Here is a 17,417-nt window from a genome sequence, read left to right on the forward strand (position 1 = left end):
TCGAATGTCACACTTGCGACCGTGACGAGCTGATAACTCATGCCCAGTATAACAACCATGAACGCTATGCGTTTTTCCGCATCCATAAACCGTCGTCGGGTCGAACGCTGGTGGATGCACACGGCGAAAAGCTATGGTGAAAATGCCTGACTGGCTATATCCAGTGATCATGGTCGGGGGTGATTCGAATTTTGCATTTCTTCAGAAGCTTGAGCCGCAGGTTTTTCGCCTAGGGGTGCTTGCAGAGCGTTACTTCGTAGAAGACCCGAACACTTGCCAAATCAAGTTGCGCCAGCTTTCAGAACTCACTGCACAACTAACTGCGTCACGTTTTGGCCTCGTCATCGACCCGTCTGACAATTTCACCGACATCCTTCGCCGTTTGAAGTTAGAATGTAGCCTTCCGCGTGAAGCTGGTGAGCTATTTCACTCGTTGCGCATTGCTGGAAATCAGGCCGCACATGGCGGTGCAGATGACCATGCCAGCGCGCTAACTGGGCTCAAACTGGCTCGCCAGCTAGCCATTTGGTACTCCCGCACGTTCCACAACCCAGCTGGCAGATTTGGACCGTTCGTACCGCCAGCTCGGCCAGCCGATGCAAATGCTGCGGTTGTTGAAGAATTGAATCGTCTCAAGGCGGAGCTTGCTGCGACCCAGTCAGAAGCTGAACGCCTCAAATCTGAGGCATTGGCCGCTGAAGTAGAGAGGCGAACGGCAGCGGATCAAGCAACTGCAGAACGGCAGGAACGAGCAATTTGGGAGTCACTGGCCGAGGAGGCTGAGAAGGGCCGTTTTGCACTTGCCGAGCAGCTCAAAGCTGCTCTCGAAGCCTCCCACAGCATTAATGCGCCTGCGCCCGAGATCGTGGCCGAGTTGGCCAGGGATGCCGCTGACCAGATCAACCTTGACGAAGCTGATACACGGGCGCTGATTGATCAGCAGCTGCGTGAAGCCGGTTGGGAGGCTGATACTCAAGTCCTTCGTTACTCGAAGGGGAGCCGTCCGGTTAAAGGGCGCAATCGTGCGATTGCCGAATGGCCCGCAATGACTGGTCCAGCCGACTACGCTCTTTTCTGTGGCATGACGCTTGTGGGAACAATCGAAGCGAAGCGGCGCAACCGCAACGTGATGGCAGTGCTGAGACAAGCAGAGCGCTATGCTTCGGGGATCCATATGCAGGAGGCCGAATTTGCAGAAGACGGCCCTTGGTACGAGTTCAAGGCACCGTTTGCGTTTTCGACGAATGGTCGTCCCTATTTAAAGCAGGTTGAGGCTCTTTCCGGAATTTGGCGCCGAGATTTGCGCGATCCTAACAATCCTGCCGAGGTCCTTGCAGGCTGGCCCTCGCCACGCGGTATCTTGGAGAGACTGAGGGTCAATAAGGAGCAGGCGCAGAAGGAGCTTGTTGCCCAACCCTTCGACTTTGGCTTTCCTCTTCGTCACTATCAACGGAAAGCCATTGAGGCTGTGGAAAGCGGTTTGGCGGAAAATCGGCGCGCAATGCTGGTGGCGATGGCCACGGGGACCGGCAAAACCAAGCTGGCCATTGCGATGCTCTACCGCCTCATTTCCGCCAAACGGTTCCGGCGCGTCTGCTTTGTAGTCGATAGGAGCGCGCTCGGACGACAGACCAAGGACGAATTCACTACAACAAAGGTGGTGAACGGCAAGGCGTTCGCTGACATTTTTGGTCTGAAGGGCCTAGAGGATGTAACACCCGATGAGGATACGCGGGTTCACATCTGCACAATTCAGGGCTTGGTCCGGCGCGTCCTCTATTCAGAGAGCGCGGAAGATGCGCCGCCGATCGATCAGTACGATCTCATGGTCGTCGATGAATGTCATCGGGGCTATCTGCTGGACCGCGAAATGTCGGATGGTGATCTCAGCTTCCGCGATCAATCCGACTACGTCTCCAAATATCGCCGTGTTTTGGAGCATTTTGATGCGGTTAAGATAGGCCTAACGGCAACCCCTGCGCTTCATACAACCGACATTTTCGGCAAGCCCGCCTTCACCTACTCGTACCGCGAAGCCGTCATCGACGGCTTCCTCAACGATCACGAGCCGCCAATCCGGATTGCCACCAAGTTGTCCGAAGGCGGAATTCACTTCGTTCGGGAGGAAGCCGTCGATTTCATCCACCCGCCGACCGGCCAAGTTGAAACCGTCACCCTTGCCGATGAAGTCGACTTCGAGGTCGAGCAGTTCAACAAGGGGGTGGTGACCGTTCCCTTCAACCGCGCGGTTGCTCAAGAGTTGGTCAAATACATTGATCTTGGTGATCCCGATAAAACGCTGATTTTCGCAGCTTCAAAGGCGCACGCAGATATCCTCGTCAAAGAACTGCGCGACGCGTTCCGCAATGCCTATGGCCCGATGAAGGATGAAACCGTCCAGCGGCTGACGGGCGATGTCGACAAGATCGAGAGTTTGATCCTGTCATTCCGCAACGATCCACTGCCGAAAGTGGCCGTCACGGTCGACCTGCTCACAACCGGTGTTGATGTCCCGAAGATTACCAACATCGTTTTCATGCGCCGCGTGAACAGCCGCATTCTCTATGAGCAGATGCTGGGCCGCGCGACACGCCTATGTCCAGAGATCGACAAGGAGGCATTTCGCATCTTCGATGCGGTCGATCTCTACGCTCACCTCCAAGACATGACCGATATGAAGCCGGTTGCGGCGGACCCAAAATTCACCCTGACCAAGCTCTTCGAAGAGCTGGCCGGTCGCGGTGATGCGGAACACAAAAACCGCATCCGCGAACAGATCATTGTCCGCCTCCGCCGTGGCCTGAAGAAACTGGCGCCTGAAATGCGCGCAAGATTTGAAAGGGAAGCCGGCGAAACGCCCGAAGCCAGCTTAGACCGTTTCGTGCAGGGCGATCCTGTTGACCTCTCTAGATGGGCGTCCGAGCGACCAAACCTTGGTCCGATTCTCGATTGGACAAATGAGGATGGTATCCCGCGATACGTGCCGATTTCCGCACATGATGACGAGGTGACCAGCGTTACGCGCGGTTATGGCACCGCTGACAAGCCAGAGGATTTCCTCGACAAGTTTACGCAGTTTGTCCGCGAAAACGTCAACCGGATCGCCGCACTGCGCATTGTCGTCCAGCGCCCGCAAGAACTGACGCGCGAAGCGCTGCGGCAACTCCGGCTCGAACTCGACGCGGAAGGCTTCACGGACAGCAAGATCAAACGGGCCTGGGCCGATGCCAAGAATCAGGACATTGCCGCTTCGATCATCGGATACATACGCCAGGCCGCGATTGGTGACCCCCTCATTTCCTATGCGGATCGTGTTCGGCACGCTGTCGAAGCTATTCTGCGCAAGCGCGACTGGACCGATGTTCAGCGTAAATGGATCGAGCGCATTGGCCGCCAGCTCGAACTTGAAATTGTCGTCGATCGCGCAGCGTTCGATGCCGAACCTTTTGCGTCGCTTGGCGGCTGGCCACGGATCGACCGGGTCTTTAATGGCGAGCTGGAACAGGTTGTTCGCGACATCAACGAGAGCATTTGGAAAGAGGCGGGATAATGAACGGACCAAGGGCGCGTGAGACCGTCCAAAAGTTGTGGAACGCCAGCAAGAGCCTGCAGGGCGGCGGCGTCAGCTATTATGAATATGTCACAGAACTGACCTACCTCCTGCTGCTCAAGATGCTCGAAGAAGTATCGCGCGATGGCAAGAAGCTAGAAGAGCGACTGCCCGCTGATTGCCGTTGGCGCGCGCTCAAGAAGCTGGAAGGCGAAGCTCGACTGGTCCGTTATCGCGCCTTGCTGCTCGAACTTGGCACGCGGGCTGACATCAATTTCCCGCTGGTCAAACAGGTGTTCACCGATGCCAAGACATCGCTGACCAAGGCCACTGCGCTCACTTCGCTCATCACGACGATCGACAATGTCGATTGGTATGCGGCAGAAGAGGATGGCCTCGGCGACCTCTATGAAGGCCTGCTCGAACGCACAACGTCTGAACGCAAGTCGAAGGCCGGACAGTACTTCACACCGCGCCCCTTGATCGACACCATCATCGGACTGGTCCAGCCCAAGGCGGGCGAGACCATCCAAGACCCGGCAGCGGGAACCGGTGGCTTCCTGATTTCGGCGCACCGCGCGATCTTGCGCGATACGGATGAGTTGATGAAGATCAGCCCGGCCATGGGGCATTTCCAGCGCAATAACGCATACCAGGGCGCTGAGCTGATCACCGGCACGCACCGCCTCAACACGATGAATCTGCTGCTGCACGGCATCGATCAGCCCATCGACTGTATCGACGCGCTGACTTCAGATGCTGAGAAATTCGACAAGGCAGACCTGATCCTTACCAATCCGCCGTTCAACAAGTTTCCGGAACGCGTGACCCGCAGCGATTTCGTCATCACCGCCGGGGCCGCCAAAGGCCCACTACCTTTTATTGAACATGTTGTGCGCGGCCTGAAGGTTGGTGGTCGCGCCGCCATCGTCATCCCGGACAATGTGCTGTTCGAAGACAATATGGGTCGCGACCTGCGAAACTGGCTGATGGACCTTTGCGACCTGCACACCATTCTCCGCCTGCCAACGGGCATTTTCTATGCCCAGGGCGTGAAGACCAACGTCATGTTCCTCACCAAGAAATCCGAGGAGCGCATCGGCGCTACCAAACAGGTCTGGTTCTATGACCTGCGGGCGCAGATGCCCAACTTTGGCAAGACGCGGACGCTGACGGCGGATGATTTTGCGCCCTTCGTCAAGGCTTATGGCTCTGACCCTCTGGGCATCGCAAAGCGCACAGACGAGGGCGAAGCTGGACGATTCCGCGTGTACACGCGCGAGGAAATCGCCAAGCGCAATCACAACCTCGACATATCCTGGCTTCGCGAGGACGAAGAAGTTGTCGAGGAAGGCCTGACCGAACCCGATGATATTGCCGCTGCCATCCTTGGACACCTGCGAGCCGCGATGGAGGAGATCGAGGCGGTTGCCGATGAGCTAGCCGAGGCCGAGGACGTTGAGGCGTGAGCAAGAATCGTTTGGCCTATTTCAAAGCGCTCGCTCTTCCCGCTCCTTCAACCAGAACAAAAACGTCAGGCACGGCTACCGAAGAGACAAGCGCAACGACTATCGATCACCAAAGGCAGGCCCGACTGGCCGCCCTCAATCGCTCGCATGAAATCCGGCAATTCGAAATCGAGTTATACTGGAAGCGCGCCACCTATTTCTGGCTACTTCAAGCCGCCGTGTTCACCGCACTTGGCTTGATCTGGAAAAATGGCAGTCAGGGTATCCCGCACATCATACCTGTTGCGTTGGCCTCGCTTGGCTTGCTCACGTCTGCCGCAGGTTGGCTGTCGGCCCAAGGATCAAAGTTTTGGCAGGAGAATTGGGAACGCCACATCGACATGCTGGAAGATGAATTCGAGGGAAAATTGCACAAGACAGCGTGGCTCGGGCGGATGGGCGTCCGCTGGTCGGTGTCTAATATAAATGACCGGCTGATCTTGTTTTTCGTCGTCTTCTGGTTGTTGGTTTTCGCGGTCGTCTGCTTTAGTGCAGTTTCCCAGTGGAGCTTGCGCGTCGCAACATCTATGGGCGAGGCCGATTTTACGCAGCCAGCTGTGATCGGGGTTGCCGTTGCGACGGCAGGTGGATTGTTCTGGCTTTATAAGCAGAAGACTAATCTGCGAGGGTCAATCCCGGATTGGGAATCGAAGCCACAATTGCCTGAGATTCAGCCTGATCGTCCCAGGCTCCTGAAGGAAATCCATGATGCTCCATTCATCGTAAAGCGGGGGCAGGCAGAATGACCCCCGAAACTTTTGGCCGTACCATCCAGCTTTTCCTGGTCGATGGCACGCCCACCGGGCTGCGGAAAGCAACGATCCACGGCTGGACCGGCCTTACCTTCGTCGCCACTGGAAGCACCTTCGCCGCGCTCACGGCCCGGCCAGAGCTGGACCGGACTGGCATCTACATTCTCTCCGGCCCGGATGCCGAGGCCGTGGGGGGCACCCGAGCCTATATCGGGTCGGCCAACAGCGTGCTCGAACGGATCAAGCAGAGCGCCGATCAGCGTGAGTTCTGGGAGACGGCGATTGCCGTCACCACCAGCGATGATGATCTACCCAAGGGGCATGTCGAATATCTGGAAGCGCGGCAACAGGCGCGGGCGATGACTGAAGGGCCAAGCGCGTGAGCGATTTGCCGGACGGCTGGGCAGGCACAAGCCTTGGTGAAATCACGTCGCTGCGCGGGGAAAAGCTCGATCCGGCATCCATGCCGGATGCGACTTTCATCGGCCTTGAAGACATTGAGCCGCATACCTCGCGGATTCTCAAAACTGGCAAAGGCTCCGACGTCAAAAGCTCGGTCGCACGGTTTTCGGCGGGGGACGTGCTCTACAGTCGCCTGCGACCCTATTTGAACAAGGTAACCGTTCCTGATTTTGACGGGATAGCTTCCGCTGAAATTTTCGTGCTTCAGCCGACACCGGCTACCGAAGCTGAGTTCGTCCGGCGCAGTATAATGACGCGGGAATTTCTCGATTTCGCTGCGCTGCTTGACAAAGGGGACAGGCCACGCGTCAATTTCAAAGAAATTTCAGAATTTCCGGTCGCCCTTCCACCACTCCCCGAACAGCGGCGGATTGTGGCGAAGGTGGAAGGGTTGACCACGCGCACCGCTCGCGCACGCAATGAGCTTGGCCGCATCCCCACCCTCATCGCCCGCTACAAACAACGCCTCCTCGCGCTGGCCTTTTCGGGGGAACTGACGGCAGGGTGGCGAGAAGAGCATCCATCGTTGCAAACGGCGCTTGAAAAAGTACGTGCCGACCGAACAGCTGACACCCGGCTGGCCAGAAGGAATCGTCCTGCTATCCTGCCTGACAATGACATTCCCGAAACCTGGTCTTGGATTTCACCCGATGAAGTTGCTGCTGATGCGAAATACTCTATCGGCATCGGCCCATTTGGCAGCAATTTGGTGCGCACCGACTACCGTGAAAGTGGGGTCCGGCTTGTCTTCGTGAGAGATATCCGCCGGGAGAAATTTGAAGATTCAGACGCTCGCTACGTGGATAAATCCAAAGCGGCAGAACTACACCAACACATCGCTGGACCGGGCGATGTGCTGATAACAAAGATGGGAGACCCTCCGGGTGACTCGGCGCTGTTCCCGATGGGTGCGCAACCGGCAGTTATCACCGCAGATTGCATCAAACTGACCCCCCATGATGAATTGGTGACTGCCAAATATCTCAATTTCGCTATTCGATCTGAAATTGTCCAAAGCCAGTTCAAAGCCATTACGGCTGGCGTTGCGCAGCAAAAGGTCAGTCTGGATCGCTTCAGGCAATTGGCGCTGCCCATTGCGCCGTTGGAAGAACAAGTCGAAATCGTCCGCCGCATCGAGTCCGCCTTCGGCTGGCTTGACCGCATGGCCGCAGACCACGCCGCCGCCGCCCGCCTCATCCCCAAACTCGACGCCGCCATCCTTGCCAAAGCCTTCCGCGGCGCACTCGTCCCCCAGGACCCAAACGACGAACCCGCCAGCGTGCTGCTGGAGCGGATCAAGGCGGAGCGCCGGCGCAACGCGAAACTGCCACCTATCGCTGGCACCGCCGAACTCACCTTGGGACCGCTCACCGCGTCCGTAACTGGCACGGTCAGGAACGTGCCCAAGAGAGCAAGGAAAGTCTCCATGACCAAGAGCCGTCAAGACGACGACGTGAAGCTCAAGCCCTATCTCGCCTATTTGTTGAAATCCGGCCGATACAGCGGTGTGCAAGATTTGTTCCGCGCCGCCGATCTGCCGGTTGCCGATTTTTACAAGCAGCTCGCCTGGGAAATCGACGCGGGCCACATCGTCCACAGCGCCGACGAACTGAAAGCCGCCTGATGCGCCTCCTCCGCGTCTACATCGACGGCTATCGCAACCTGAAGAACGTCGAAGTCGATTTCGACCGGGATAGCTTGACCACGGTCTTGATCGGGGAGAATGGCAGCGGCAAGTCGAACCTGATCGAAGCGATTGTCGAGATTTTCCGGGCGTGGAGTCTGGGCACGCAAAAGGAACTGAGGTTTAGATACTCGATTTTCTACGTGCAGCGGGGAGTAAAAATTCAGGTTCGGTCAGACGAGGGTCTGGCGTTTGATACTGATGCAAATCCCGAACTGAAAACCCACATTCGGTTTGATCAGCATGCGACGACAAGGATGCCGGATCCCATCATCCCGGACCCGGACAAGCCGGGCGATATCGTAAGCCAATTCTTCCCTGATTTCGTGTTTGGATACTACTCCGGCAGCGGGAGACGGCTGGAGAAGCTATTCGATGAGCACCAGTCTCGCTACTATGCACGCATCAACAAGGCGCGTCCCGAGGCTGAATATGAAGAGGCGCACAAGGCGCGCAGCCTGTTCTATTGCCGCCCAGTTCACGGTGTGCTCGCCCTGCTCGCTTACTTCGCGAAGCCTGGGAAAAATGCAGACGCGAAGGCACTGCTCACAGAAAAGCTAAGCATCACCGGCTTTCACTCGGCACTCGCCCTTATAAAGGAACCCTCTTGGTTTTCCGGAAGCAAAGTTGCAGCTGTCCGCGAAACCAGCAATCTATGGGGTGCGCACGGTCCGGCGGGCGACTGCGTCCGCGCGTTGCGCGATACTGCCTTCCATCCGCTCGAACTCGAAGGCTCGGTGGTCGATGACTACCGGCGCAAGGCGAGCAAGGAGGCCCAGCTTGCCTGCTTTCTGCGCGACGATAACGCGCTAAAGAAATTTGCATCCAATTATAAGTCTGACCAAGACATGTTCACCGCGCTCGAAGCTGCCGACATTTCCGACCTGCTCCGCGAGATGATCGTCTGGGTCACGCGTAAGAATGACGAGAGCGGCGACATCAGCTTCAGTGACCTTTCCGATGGCGAGCGGCAATTGCTGATGGTCCTCGGCCTGATTCGCGTCTCACGCGGCAAGGAGGCGCTGTTCCTGCTCGACGAACCCGACACCCATCTCAACCCCGCGTGGCAGCTCACCTACCTCGACCTGATCCGCGAATGGACCGAAGTCGCGGCAGATGAAGGCAAGTGCCAGATCATCATGACGACCCACAACCCCCTGACCATCGCGGCGCTGGAGGCGAAGGAAGTGCGGGTGATGTCTAGCGACGACGAGGGCAATGTCTCGGTCGCGCCGCCGCGCATAGATCCTAAGGGCTTGGGCTTCGCGGGCGTGCTGACAGATATCTTCGGCCTGTCATCGTCTTTGGACAAGCCTACACAGGAGCTCATAGACAAGCGCAACAAGCTCGCTTCGAAGGAGGAGCTAACCCCCGCAATGGCCAAGGAGTTTGAAGACATTAAGAATGAGCTCCGTCACCTTGGTTTCCTATATGAAGAGCGGGATAGGCTCTACAGCGAGTTTTTGAGACAACTGGACCGAGTTGAACTTGCGGATGTCGAACCGCTGACGCCCGACGAACTGCGTGAGAGAGAGGCGGAGTCGCGCGAAATCGTGGAAAGGCTGCTCAAAAGGCAATGATCTACGTTCATCGTGACCTAACCAAGAAGATACCAGCTGAAAAGCTTGCCCGCCTCAAAGCGCTGTCCGAAGAGCTTGAACAGATTGAGGGAAAGGCTGAGCGGAAGGCCTTCATTGATGCCAATTCCGCCGCCTGGTCGGATGTCCGCGATGAACTGGCTGCTATGTCATTTCGAAAATGCTGGTATACCGAGTCTCGCGAGGCTGTTTCCCGTTACCAGACCGACCATTTTCGTCCGCATGGCAGAGTCAAGCAGGCGGAAAAGGAGTTTGCGGAAGGTTATTGCTGGCTAGCGTTTGATGTCGAGAATTTTCGGATCATCGGCGTCCTAGCTAACACGCTGAACAAGGAATATTCTGAGGAGACGGTTGGGAAGGGGATTTGGTTCCCCCTAGCTGATCCCGCGACGCGGGCGATACTAGCCAATAAATCTATTGCTGGCGAAACGCCGCTATTGCTTGACCCGACTGATTTGGATGATCCCCAAAAGATAGAGTTCAATGATAATGGGGAAGCACATCCGGCAGCTCACTTGGACGACGATGCCAAGGCGGTGATTGATCTGGCAATTGTGCGCATGGGCATCAGACAGGAAATGCTGAATGAGGAGCGTCGGAAGAAGTGGAGGGAATGTTCGCGAACAATCGACAAGTATGATCGATTCATCCGCAAACCTAAGGGGCAGCGGTCAGCCGAAGAGAGCGAGACGATTGATGAACTGGCACAAGAGTTAATCACGATGGCATCGGCAGAAAGCGAATTCAGTGCAACGGCTCGCTGCTGCCTTCAAAGCCGACGGCTAAGCATGTTTATTGTTCGGGATGAGTTGAACCCGCTAAAGCTGGCATAACGCAGACTGTCTTGCAGTACGAGCTCATTCAGGACTCGCGTTGATCCTCAACGCTCGCTTGCCTTTCCGCTTCCATACAGCAGCGCCTGTTCGCGATCCTCGCCCCGCAGCTTGGCCGCGACGGTGAGGAACGCGCCGTAGAGCGTGGCGCGATCAGCGTCGGCGAGTTCGGCCAGCCCGGCCTTTACGACCAGGCCGCCGAGCTCGATCAGTTGCCGCGTGCGTTCACGGCGTTTGATCTGCCATTCGCGCATGTCGGTTCGCGCCTCAAGCCGAAATGATTTCGAGTGTCAACGCCGGAGCGGGGGGTGATCTGAGGCGGCGATCTTGAGGTTTGCGATCAGCCTTTTCGGTTGGCCGGATGAGTGTCGCCTTGGATGAATGGGATTCCCTCTTGGACTGCCTGAGCCGACAGTTGCCGCCAAGTTTGTTGGTATTTTTGTTGGTATTCGGTCCTTTAGAATTGTTAAAGAGCATATAGAGCAAATAGTTATCCACGCAGTTCGGCGCCTCTTCTGGCACCAAATTCCCGCTTCGAACCGATTGATGCGGTTTCAGAGACCCAAGAAAAAGCCCGGTTTGCCGGGCTTTTTCTTGATCCAATGCTCTAGGCTGCCCTACCGTCAGCCATGGCATCCACAAGATATCTAACAATTATCCGTCCGGGTTAGGCAGCGATCTGTCGTTGCGACAGCGCAGCAGCGGAAGGACTTGGCCCGAGATCACTCTGGTGATCTTCTGTTGCTTGGCGTTGGTTACGACGTTCATGCACGCACATCCGTAGCCGTGGCCCGAACCAGGCACATTGGTCTCGACGAATTGCCGCTCGTCAAAGGCCGGCACATTGTCGATGCCTTTGGGATCCGGGCGTCCCTGCATCTGGATCCACCAATCCCCGTCACTGTCGGTCAGGACGAGGTTGCCGGGTGTCGGGCTGGAGTACCAGCCACAACGGCGCTCGGCATAGGCGGCGGCAGACAAGGACATGATGGTCAGGCAGAAACAGATTGCGAACAATGGGCGCATGAGAATCTTCATCTCCCTTGAGCAAAGCAGGCAATGCCGCCGATAATCTGCGTTGACGCCGGTCACGAGGCGGCATGATTTTGTAAGCCTTATGGCCTCAACTTCGTGTCCACATTTTCTTCAATCAATCCGCAATGAAGCGTCACAGGCTTCCTTTGGGCATCGCTTAGTGGACCGTCGATGAAATCGCACTTGAGCAGATTGTCCGGGCTGCTCTTGCGCGCCGACGCAACGTTGACGTTCACCTCGGGAGGGCCGGCAAGCCACTCGAGACGCTTCGTGTCGACCTTTGTGCCGCTGATGTGAGCGTGGCCCGCTGTGCCCGCTATCTCGACCACTTCGTCCTGCGGCGCGAGATCGATCTGACCGACTTCGTTGGCATGCTTCTCGGCGCTCCGCTTCGGGTCACCGTAATAGGAGGCGAAGACAACGATCCCCTCCTTTTCAGCCGCGAGCTTGGCAGCTGCCTTTTTGGAAAGCGTGACGTTGACGTCGAAGCTCATGTCAGTCTGGGCTGTTGCCGGCACGACACATGCCAACAGTACAGATGCCGCAATCGTCATTGCGAGTGACGATTTATAGGGTTTCACGATCCACCTCCTTCAAGTCCCTCACGCAATGATGATGCCCTCGCATCCTTTCATGTCTGGCGGCGACGTCACGCTCGCCGCCGGCTTCATCGTGATCCGATCAGCTGTGGCATGTGTCAGTTCGCGGCCGGAACAGGGCAGCTCATGTCGCCTTCCTGGCATTTCAGATAGCCTTCGAAACCTTTGACACGGGATTGCGTCAGGCCGTCCATGCACTGCGCGATAAGCATTGGCATCATGCTTCCTCCGGCCGCGCCTGCGGTCTGGAAACTGCATTCCGCGTCGCGAAACTTGCCCCAATCCCGCTGTGCCTGAACAAGAAGCTTCTTGGTATCCGCATCGTCCTTCAGGCGGGCTTCGATCTGCTTGTAAAGCTCATTGAGCTTCTTGTCGGATTTCTGGAACTCGGCACCGAAGCACTGGTTCATGGTGGCCTGATCCTTGGCCTCGGCGCACTTGTCCTTGGCAAGGGCGAATGTCGGCGCAGCCAGAACCACGGCAGCAGTCAGTATCGCGATTTTCATCGATTTCCCTTTCCGGTTGCAGTCAAGCTCTTAAGTTGCTCAGCCCCGCCCTATGTTCTCGTCAGCTGTCCGTTATTGCCACGATCGGCCCATGGCCTGATTATCTGGTTTTCATTGGATCAGCTTTGCCACCTTCGGCGACCGTGACGTTGCCGACCTTTCCTGAGCCGGTCAGCGTGCCGCCCTCCTTGACCATGACTTTGCCGGAGACCTCTCCGTCAACGACAAGCAGTCCCGAGACGGAAACGTCACCAGTCAACAATCCGGTCACGCGCAACTCCGCCCCAGACGCCACTTCGGTCATGCCCGAATATTTGTTCTTTCCGCTCAGCGTCAGCTTGCCACCGGCGACAACGAGGCCGCCGCTGTCGCCGGCGTCATCATAGTTCGCGATGGTTCCATCAAATTGCCCGTCGGCTTCTGTCAGGATCAGTCTGCCCGCACCCAGATAGACCTCGCCTTTACCGCCAAGGGTGCGAATGGCCGTATCGTTCATGGAGTGCGCCACTCCCCAGGGCTTCAGGTAGTTTCCTTTCTGATCAATGTTGAGCACACCGTCGACCATGACGCGCGAGGAATGCTCGATGCTGCCCGGCCCGGCCAGAGTAAGATACCCATCGGCCGCGATATGGGTTGTGCCGGTGTAGGTATTGGCCCCGGTCATACGCACGTCCGCATCCTTCTCGATCGTGAAGTCGCCGGCGCCGGAGATGATGCCGGCCAGTCCGAGCCATCCTTTGCTTCCAGCATCGCTGGTCGCGCGATTCAGCTGCACTTGATCCTCGGCAGCCGCGTCTGTGGTAAAGTTAGCAGCGCTGACAAAATAGGGTGAATATGCGGTCGTCTTGTTCTCCAGATCATACATTACGGAATTTGACTGGAAGAAGGGTAGCCCGACAACAACTCCATTGCCCCCCTCCTCATCGCTTTGTCGATCCATAACGACATCGCTGTATTCCTTGTTGTTGAAACTATCTTCAAATCCCAAAATCTTAAAATCGACTACCGTATAATCATATTCATCAAGATGAAATCCTTTCGAGCGAAGCTTATTAAAAAAGCCTTCTGTGGTGATACCGAGAAAGGTCGACGATCCAGTATCCAATAAAACAGGTCCACTGAAATCAACCGATTGCTTCTTTCCCTTATAGTCAAAAGAAATTGTATAATGGTAAGACCCTTCGTAGTGATTGGATGCGTTCGCGCCTGATCGCGGGAATCGTCTCTGGCGGAATTCATAATCCAGTTCGCCCCAGGGCATCAGGGCCGTAAACTGGGATCTCAGACTGGGGGACAAATTCAGCGTCAGGCAGGGAGCGCAGCCCGGTGTCGTCTTCTTTCCAAGATTTGCATTGGCCGAGACCACATAGCCGCTTTGTGTCTGACTGGCGGGAGCGGCGGCCTCGTCCCCCTCATCGAGAAAATCGCCGGCTCCAAAGACACCGTAAAACGTCGTCGAACCACCGGGTTCGCCATTCTGCATGCTCTTGCGCGCATTAAGATCCGCATAGACCGGCGTATCGCCGCGGTGGCCAACGGGCTTTTGCGTCAATTTCATATCCTTGAGATAGCCGAAACCCTTGGTGAAGACGTAATCCACCACCCGACCGGCGCCATAGCCACCGTCGAAGGTTACGACAGGCTGCGAGGGATCATCCGGATCGTAATAGGACAGGCTGTCGAACCGGACCTGCTGTACCCAATCTCCATAGGTGCCGTCTCCATAGGCGTACATTTCGGGCTTGCTGCCGTGCACCGGCTCTACGCCAGGGACACTCGAATCGATCTCGGCGTTGAACTCATCCGACCCCGTGTCGAATTCGAACAGACGAGGCTTGGCACCATTGATGCCCAACGCAATCCCGAGATTGTGATAAACGACGTCAGCGCTTCCGTGGCCCCTAACATGTTGCAATGGAATAGGTATCGGGTCGGCAGCCTGGGCAAGGCCGGCCTGGCCGTTCTCATCGGCCACGGCAGGTACGGCATGTGATGTGTTCGCTGCCGGAACGGGGCAACTCGCATCGCCTTCCCTGCATTTCAGGTAACCCTCGAAATCTTTGACACGGGATTGCGTCAGGCTGTCCATGCACTCCGCGATGAGCATTGGCATCACGCTTCCTCCAGCCGCTCCCGCGGTCTGGAAACTGCACTCGGCGTCGCGAAATTTGACCCAATCCCGCTGTGCTTGAACGAGAAGCGTCCTGGTATCCGCGTCGTCGTTCAGGCGGGTTTCGATCTGCTGGTAAAGCTCGTTGAGCTTCTTGTCGGATTTCTTGGACGCGGCATCGGCGCACTCGTTCGGGTCGGCCTGGTCCTTGGCGGCGTCGTAGCATTTGTCCTGGGCAAATGCGAAAGCCGGCATGGCCAGAACGATGGCAGCGGTCAGCATCGCGGTTTTCATCGATTGTCCTCGGTCTGGAACTGCCGGCATGGTCGCCGCTAGTTGGCATCGTCATCGTCCGATCCGTCAGCGTCGTTACTGTCATCCGACGCATCGTCATTACTGTCGGTGCTGTTTTCGTCTTCACCATCTGCCGACGGGTCGTCATCGTCATTCTGATCGCTGGAATCGTCCTGATCATCGGAATCATTGTTGTCAGTGCTGTCATCCGACGCATCGTCATCCGTGCTATCGTCGTCGGTGTCGGTGCTGTTCTTGTCATCATCACCGTCCGTTGAGTTTTCATCGTCGTTCTGATCGCTCGAATCGTCCTGATCGGAACTGTTGTCGTCGGCACTGTCGGCCGGGCTATTGTCGTCAGTGTCGGTGCTGGTATCGTCGTCAGCATCGGGAGAAGACACATTTGCGTCCGGATTGGCGTCGCCAGGCTGCGAGTCGTCCTCGCGATAGCTCGTGTCATTGAGGCCCGTCTCCATCTCGTCGTCATACTCATCGACGATCTGCGTCCACTCCTCTCGATTGTCGACGCTCGTCCATTGCGAGATATTGTTCACCGAGATGTTGGTGTTGAAGTTGTTGACGGTGATGTTGGTGTTGACCTCGACGACATCTGTGACTTCTGTCCCGCGGTTCACGCCAAACAGGAAACTGGTGGCACTCACGGCAAGGGCGGCCCAAACGAGTATGTCGACGTCGCCCGGCGCCGAAATCGGTTGATGCCGCACTGTGGCAAGCACGTCACCCGGTCGGATACCTTGCCGCGCGGCAATGCCATGGGGTGCAACAGCCAGGACATACACGCCGCGAAGTTTTGGCGGGATCTGGTAGCGGTGCCGAGAGGCGTGATTGATCGGTATCAGAACCGCATCAAGAGCCCGGGAGACGTAGGGTTTCGGCAGATCATACTTGCTCGCATGCGCAATATTGATCGTTTGCGCGACGGCTACGCTTACGACGGCCGTCATTTTCACTGACGTTGCCAATGCACGGGCGAACTGTACGATCAGTCTGGATTTTCGAAGACTTCGCATTTTCCACATCCTGCAGCTGATGAACCTATGTCCCAGATGCCCGGCGCCCGGAGCGCTCCCCCGCTAGTTGTTCTCCTCCTGCACCAACGGCGTGCGCGGCAATCTCCAGCAATCATCACCGTCATTCCGTAACTGTCTCGGCAAAACACTTTGCCAGGTCTTGCGGCGCTCCGAGCTTCTTCGCCCAGGATACCAGTTCAGGTTTCTCCGACGGCTCGGCATAGCCGCCCCATACGTCGCGAAACTGCTTCTTTCCGTCGACTGTCTGGAAGAACATCATGCCGTCGTCGCTCACCGGCGTGGAGACGTAGGCGGCGCTCCAGCTGCCGCTCTCCATGATCGTGAAGAACTTTGCCTGAGCGGGCTTGAACTTATTGGTCATCGCCGAGACGACGAGAGGGGCATATTCCTGCTTGCGCGCCTTCGTCACTTCGACCTTTATACCGTCACAGGCGTTATTCGCAGCGAAAGCGGACGTCAGCGTCATTCCCAGCCCCGTGAGGCCGACCATGACGATTTTGACACGTCGCCGGACCAGGCCGCTGAATTCAGACATGATTGGCTTCCTCCTTGTTCGCCCCCCCGAGTCCCTTAATCGGAATCGTCATCGTTCGATGAACTGTCATCGTCCGGTGTATCGACCTCGCAGCCGATGCCGCGGCAGCCTTGGTAGTTGCCTTGCGTATCGAAGTTGGGATTGCCTTCTCTGTCGTACTGCGGTCTGTCGTCGATACTTTGATCCCCGTCATCAGGATCGTCGACTTTACATCCGAGCCCATGGCAGCCGATGTAACGGCCCCTGGTATCGAAGTTGGGATTGCCGTTCCTGTCGAACTGCGGCCGGTCGTCTATCTTCCGGCTCCCTTTATGGGACCGATCAACCAGGCAGCCCTTTCCGCGACAACCATCGTAGTCGTCGGTGGTACAACCGACGATCGCCATCAAAGCAGTGGCCAAGGCCGCACAGATTACGAGTTTCATGATTCATTCCTCCGACTGGCTGGCGGCGGACATCGTCCATATCGGAAGGCCATTGCAGGCGGCGATCCCCGCTTTTGCCGCGAAGGCTGGCGCCAATCGGAGGAGGGCAAAGCTTCGCCGGCCATCAAACGAGAGCCAGGCTGTGGTCGATGCATTCGACGACTTAGCCGACGGTTGCCGTAATCTCTTACGTGGGAGGGAACGCTCCCAGCGGGGGCCCCGCATTAGCGAGTGTCAATATTCCTCTCCATGCTTAGTGCCCCGTCCGCCCAAGCATGTTTCAACGATCCGCTGACGCGGCTGTGCTTCCAAGAAATGCATCCGAGTCAGCCTATGACAAGGACAAATCCCAATATCGCAGGATTGAATTTTGCAAATGCTTAATAATTCGGAATCAGCACGGGCTATCTTAGCAGATACTGAAATGTGATCAGTAGCAAGATTCCGGAATGCTTCCTTAGTTTTGTTCTCATT

At 56.7% G+C, this 17,417-nt stretch carries 16 protein-coding genes; 7 read left to right on the forward strand and 9 right to left on the reverse strand.

All coding sequences use genetic code 11. From position 1 onward, the window contains the following. Nucleotides 1-142: 142 nt before the first annotated feature. The 7 genes from hsdR to NKK47_RS05145 are packed head-to-tail and all read left to right on the forward strand — an operon-like array spanning nucleotide 143 to nucleotide 10,387. Nucleotides 143-3,550, forward strand: coding sequence for a type I restriction-modification system endonuclease (hsdR, locus tag NKK47_RS05115; protein ID WP_352575369.1), 3,408 nt, complete (start codon nucleotides 143-145; stop codon nucleotides 3,548-3,550). Further along, on the forward strand, nucleotides 3,550-5,019 hold the full coding sequence (locus NKK47_RS05120; RefSeq protein ID WP_352575456.1) for an HsdM family class I SAM-dependent methyltransferase: 1,470 nt from the start codon (nucleotides 3,550-3,552) through the stop codon (nucleotides 5,017-5,019). The genes hsdR and NKK47_RS05120 overlap by 1 nt, the downstream gene beginning before the upstream one ends. Continuing rightward, on the forward strand, nucleotides 5,016-5,804 hold the full coding sequence (locus tag NKK47_RS05125) for a RipA family octameric membrane protein (protein WP_352575371.1): 789 nt from the start codon (nucleotides 5,016-5,018) through the stop codon (nucleotides 5,802-5,804). Before NKK47_RS05120 ends, NKK47_RS05125 begins: the two co-directional genes overlap by 4 nt. After that, entirely contained in the window at nucleotides 5,801-6,193 is a 393-nt protein-coding gene (locus NKK47_RS05130) for a GIY-YIG nuclease family protein (protein ID WP_352575373.1), read from the forward strand. The genes NKK47_RS05125 and NKK47_RS05130 overlap by 4 nt, the downstream gene beginning before the upstream one ends. Beyond that, entirely contained in the window at nucleotides 6,190-7,896 is a 1,707-nt protein-coding gene (locus NKK47_RS05135; protein WP_352575375.1) for a restriction endonuclease subunit S, read from the forward strand. Before NKK47_RS05130 ends, NKK47_RS05135 begins: the two co-directional genes overlap by 4 nt. Further along, complete coding sequence (locus NKK47_RS05140) at nucleotides 7,896-9,536, forward strand: AAA family ATPase (protein ID WP_352575377.1); 1,641 nt, start codon at nucleotides 7,896-7,898, stop codon at nucleotides 9,534-9,536. The genes NKK47_RS05135 and NKK47_RS05140 overlap by 1 nt, the downstream gene beginning before the upstream one ends. Then, complete coding sequence (locus NKK47_RS05145; RefSeq protein ID WP_352575379.1) at nucleotides 9,533-10,387, forward strand: hypothetical protein; 855 nt, start codon at nucleotides 9,533-9,535, stop codon at nucleotides 10,385-10,387. The genes NKK47_RS05140 and NKK47_RS05145 overlap by 4 nt, the downstream gene beginning before the upstream one ends. A 47-nt stretch (nucleotides 10,388-10,434) precedes the next feature. On the opposite strand, the gene NKK47_RS05150 is transcribed toward NKK47_RS05145, so the two are convergent. The 9 genes from NKK47_RS05150 to NKK47_RS05190 all read right to left on the reverse strand — a co-directional run bounded on the left by NKK47_RS05150 (nucleotide 10,435) and on the right by NKK47_RS05190 (nucleotide 16,943). Continuing rightward, nucleotides 10,435-10,641: a conjugal transfer protein TraD gene (locus tag NKK47_RS05150; protein WP_352575381.1), complete on the reverse strand. Its 207-nt coding sequence runs from the start codon at nucleotides 10,639-10,641 to the stop codon at nucleotides 10,435-10,437. Nucleotides 10,642-10,654: 13 nt separating this feature from the next. Then, a complete protein-coding gene (locus tag NKK47_RS05155; RefSeq protein ID WP_352575382.1) occupies nucleotides 10,655-11,023 on the reverse strand; it encodes a hypothetical protein in 369 nt (122 codons plus the stop codon). An 18-nt stretch (nucleotides 11,024-11,041) separates the two neighbouring features. After that, complete coding sequence (locus NKK47_RS05160) at nucleotides 11,042-11,413, reverse strand: DUF4087 domain-containing protein (RefSeq protein ID WP_352570173.1); 372 nt, start codon at nucleotides 11,411-11,413, stop codon at nucleotides 11,042-11,044. An 89-nt stretch (nucleotides 11,414-11,502) separates the two neighbouring features. Then, entirely contained in the window at nucleotides 11,503-12,003 is a 501-nt protein-coding gene (locus NKK47_RS05165) for a hypothetical protein (RefSeq protein ID WP_352575384.1), read from the reverse strand. Nucleotides 12,004-12,119: 116 nt separating this feature from the next. Next, a complete protein-coding gene (locus tag NKK47_RS05170; protein ID WP_352575386.1) occupies nucleotides 12,120-12,527 on the reverse strand; it encodes a lysozyme inhibitor LprI family protein in 408 nt (135 codons plus the stop codon). 100 nt (nucleotides 12,528-12,627) lie between these two features. Then, nucleotides 12,628-14,931 (reverse strand): lysozyme inhibitor LprI family protein, encoded by a 2,304-nt coding sequence (locus tag NKK47_RS05175; protein WP_352575388.1) that lies wholly within the window; start codon nucleotides 14,929-14,931, stop codon nucleotides 12,628-12,630. A 38-nt stretch (nucleotides 14,932-14,969) separates the two neighbouring features. Further along, nucleotides 14,970-15,896: a hypothetical protein gene (locus NKK47_RS05180; protein ID WP_352575390.1), complete on the reverse strand. Its 927-nt coding sequence runs from the start codon at nucleotides 15,894-15,896 to the stop codon at nucleotides 14,970-14,972. 187 nt (nucleotides 15,897-16,083) lie between these two features. Then, on the reverse strand, nucleotides 16,084-16,518 hold the full coding sequence (locus NKK47_RS05185; protein ID WP_352575392.1) for a hypothetical protein: 435 nt from the start codon (nucleotides 16,516-16,518) through the stop codon (nucleotides 16,084-16,086). A gap of 35 nt (nucleotides 16,519-16,553) precedes the next feature. Next, nucleotides 16,554-16,943 carry a hypothetical protein gene (locus NKK47_RS05190; RefSeq protein WP_352575394.1) on the reverse strand — a complete coding sequence of 130 codons (390 nt, stop codon included), beginning with the start codon at nucleotides 16,941-16,943 and terminating at the stop codon, nucleotides 16,554-16,556. Nucleotides 16,944-17,417 lie beyond the last annotated feature (474 nt).

It is taken from the genome of Mesorhizobium sp. M0019, assembly GCF_040323975.1.
Classification (GTDB): Bacteria; Pseudomonadota; Alphaproteobacteria; order Rhizobiales; family Rhizobiaceae; genus Mesorhizobium.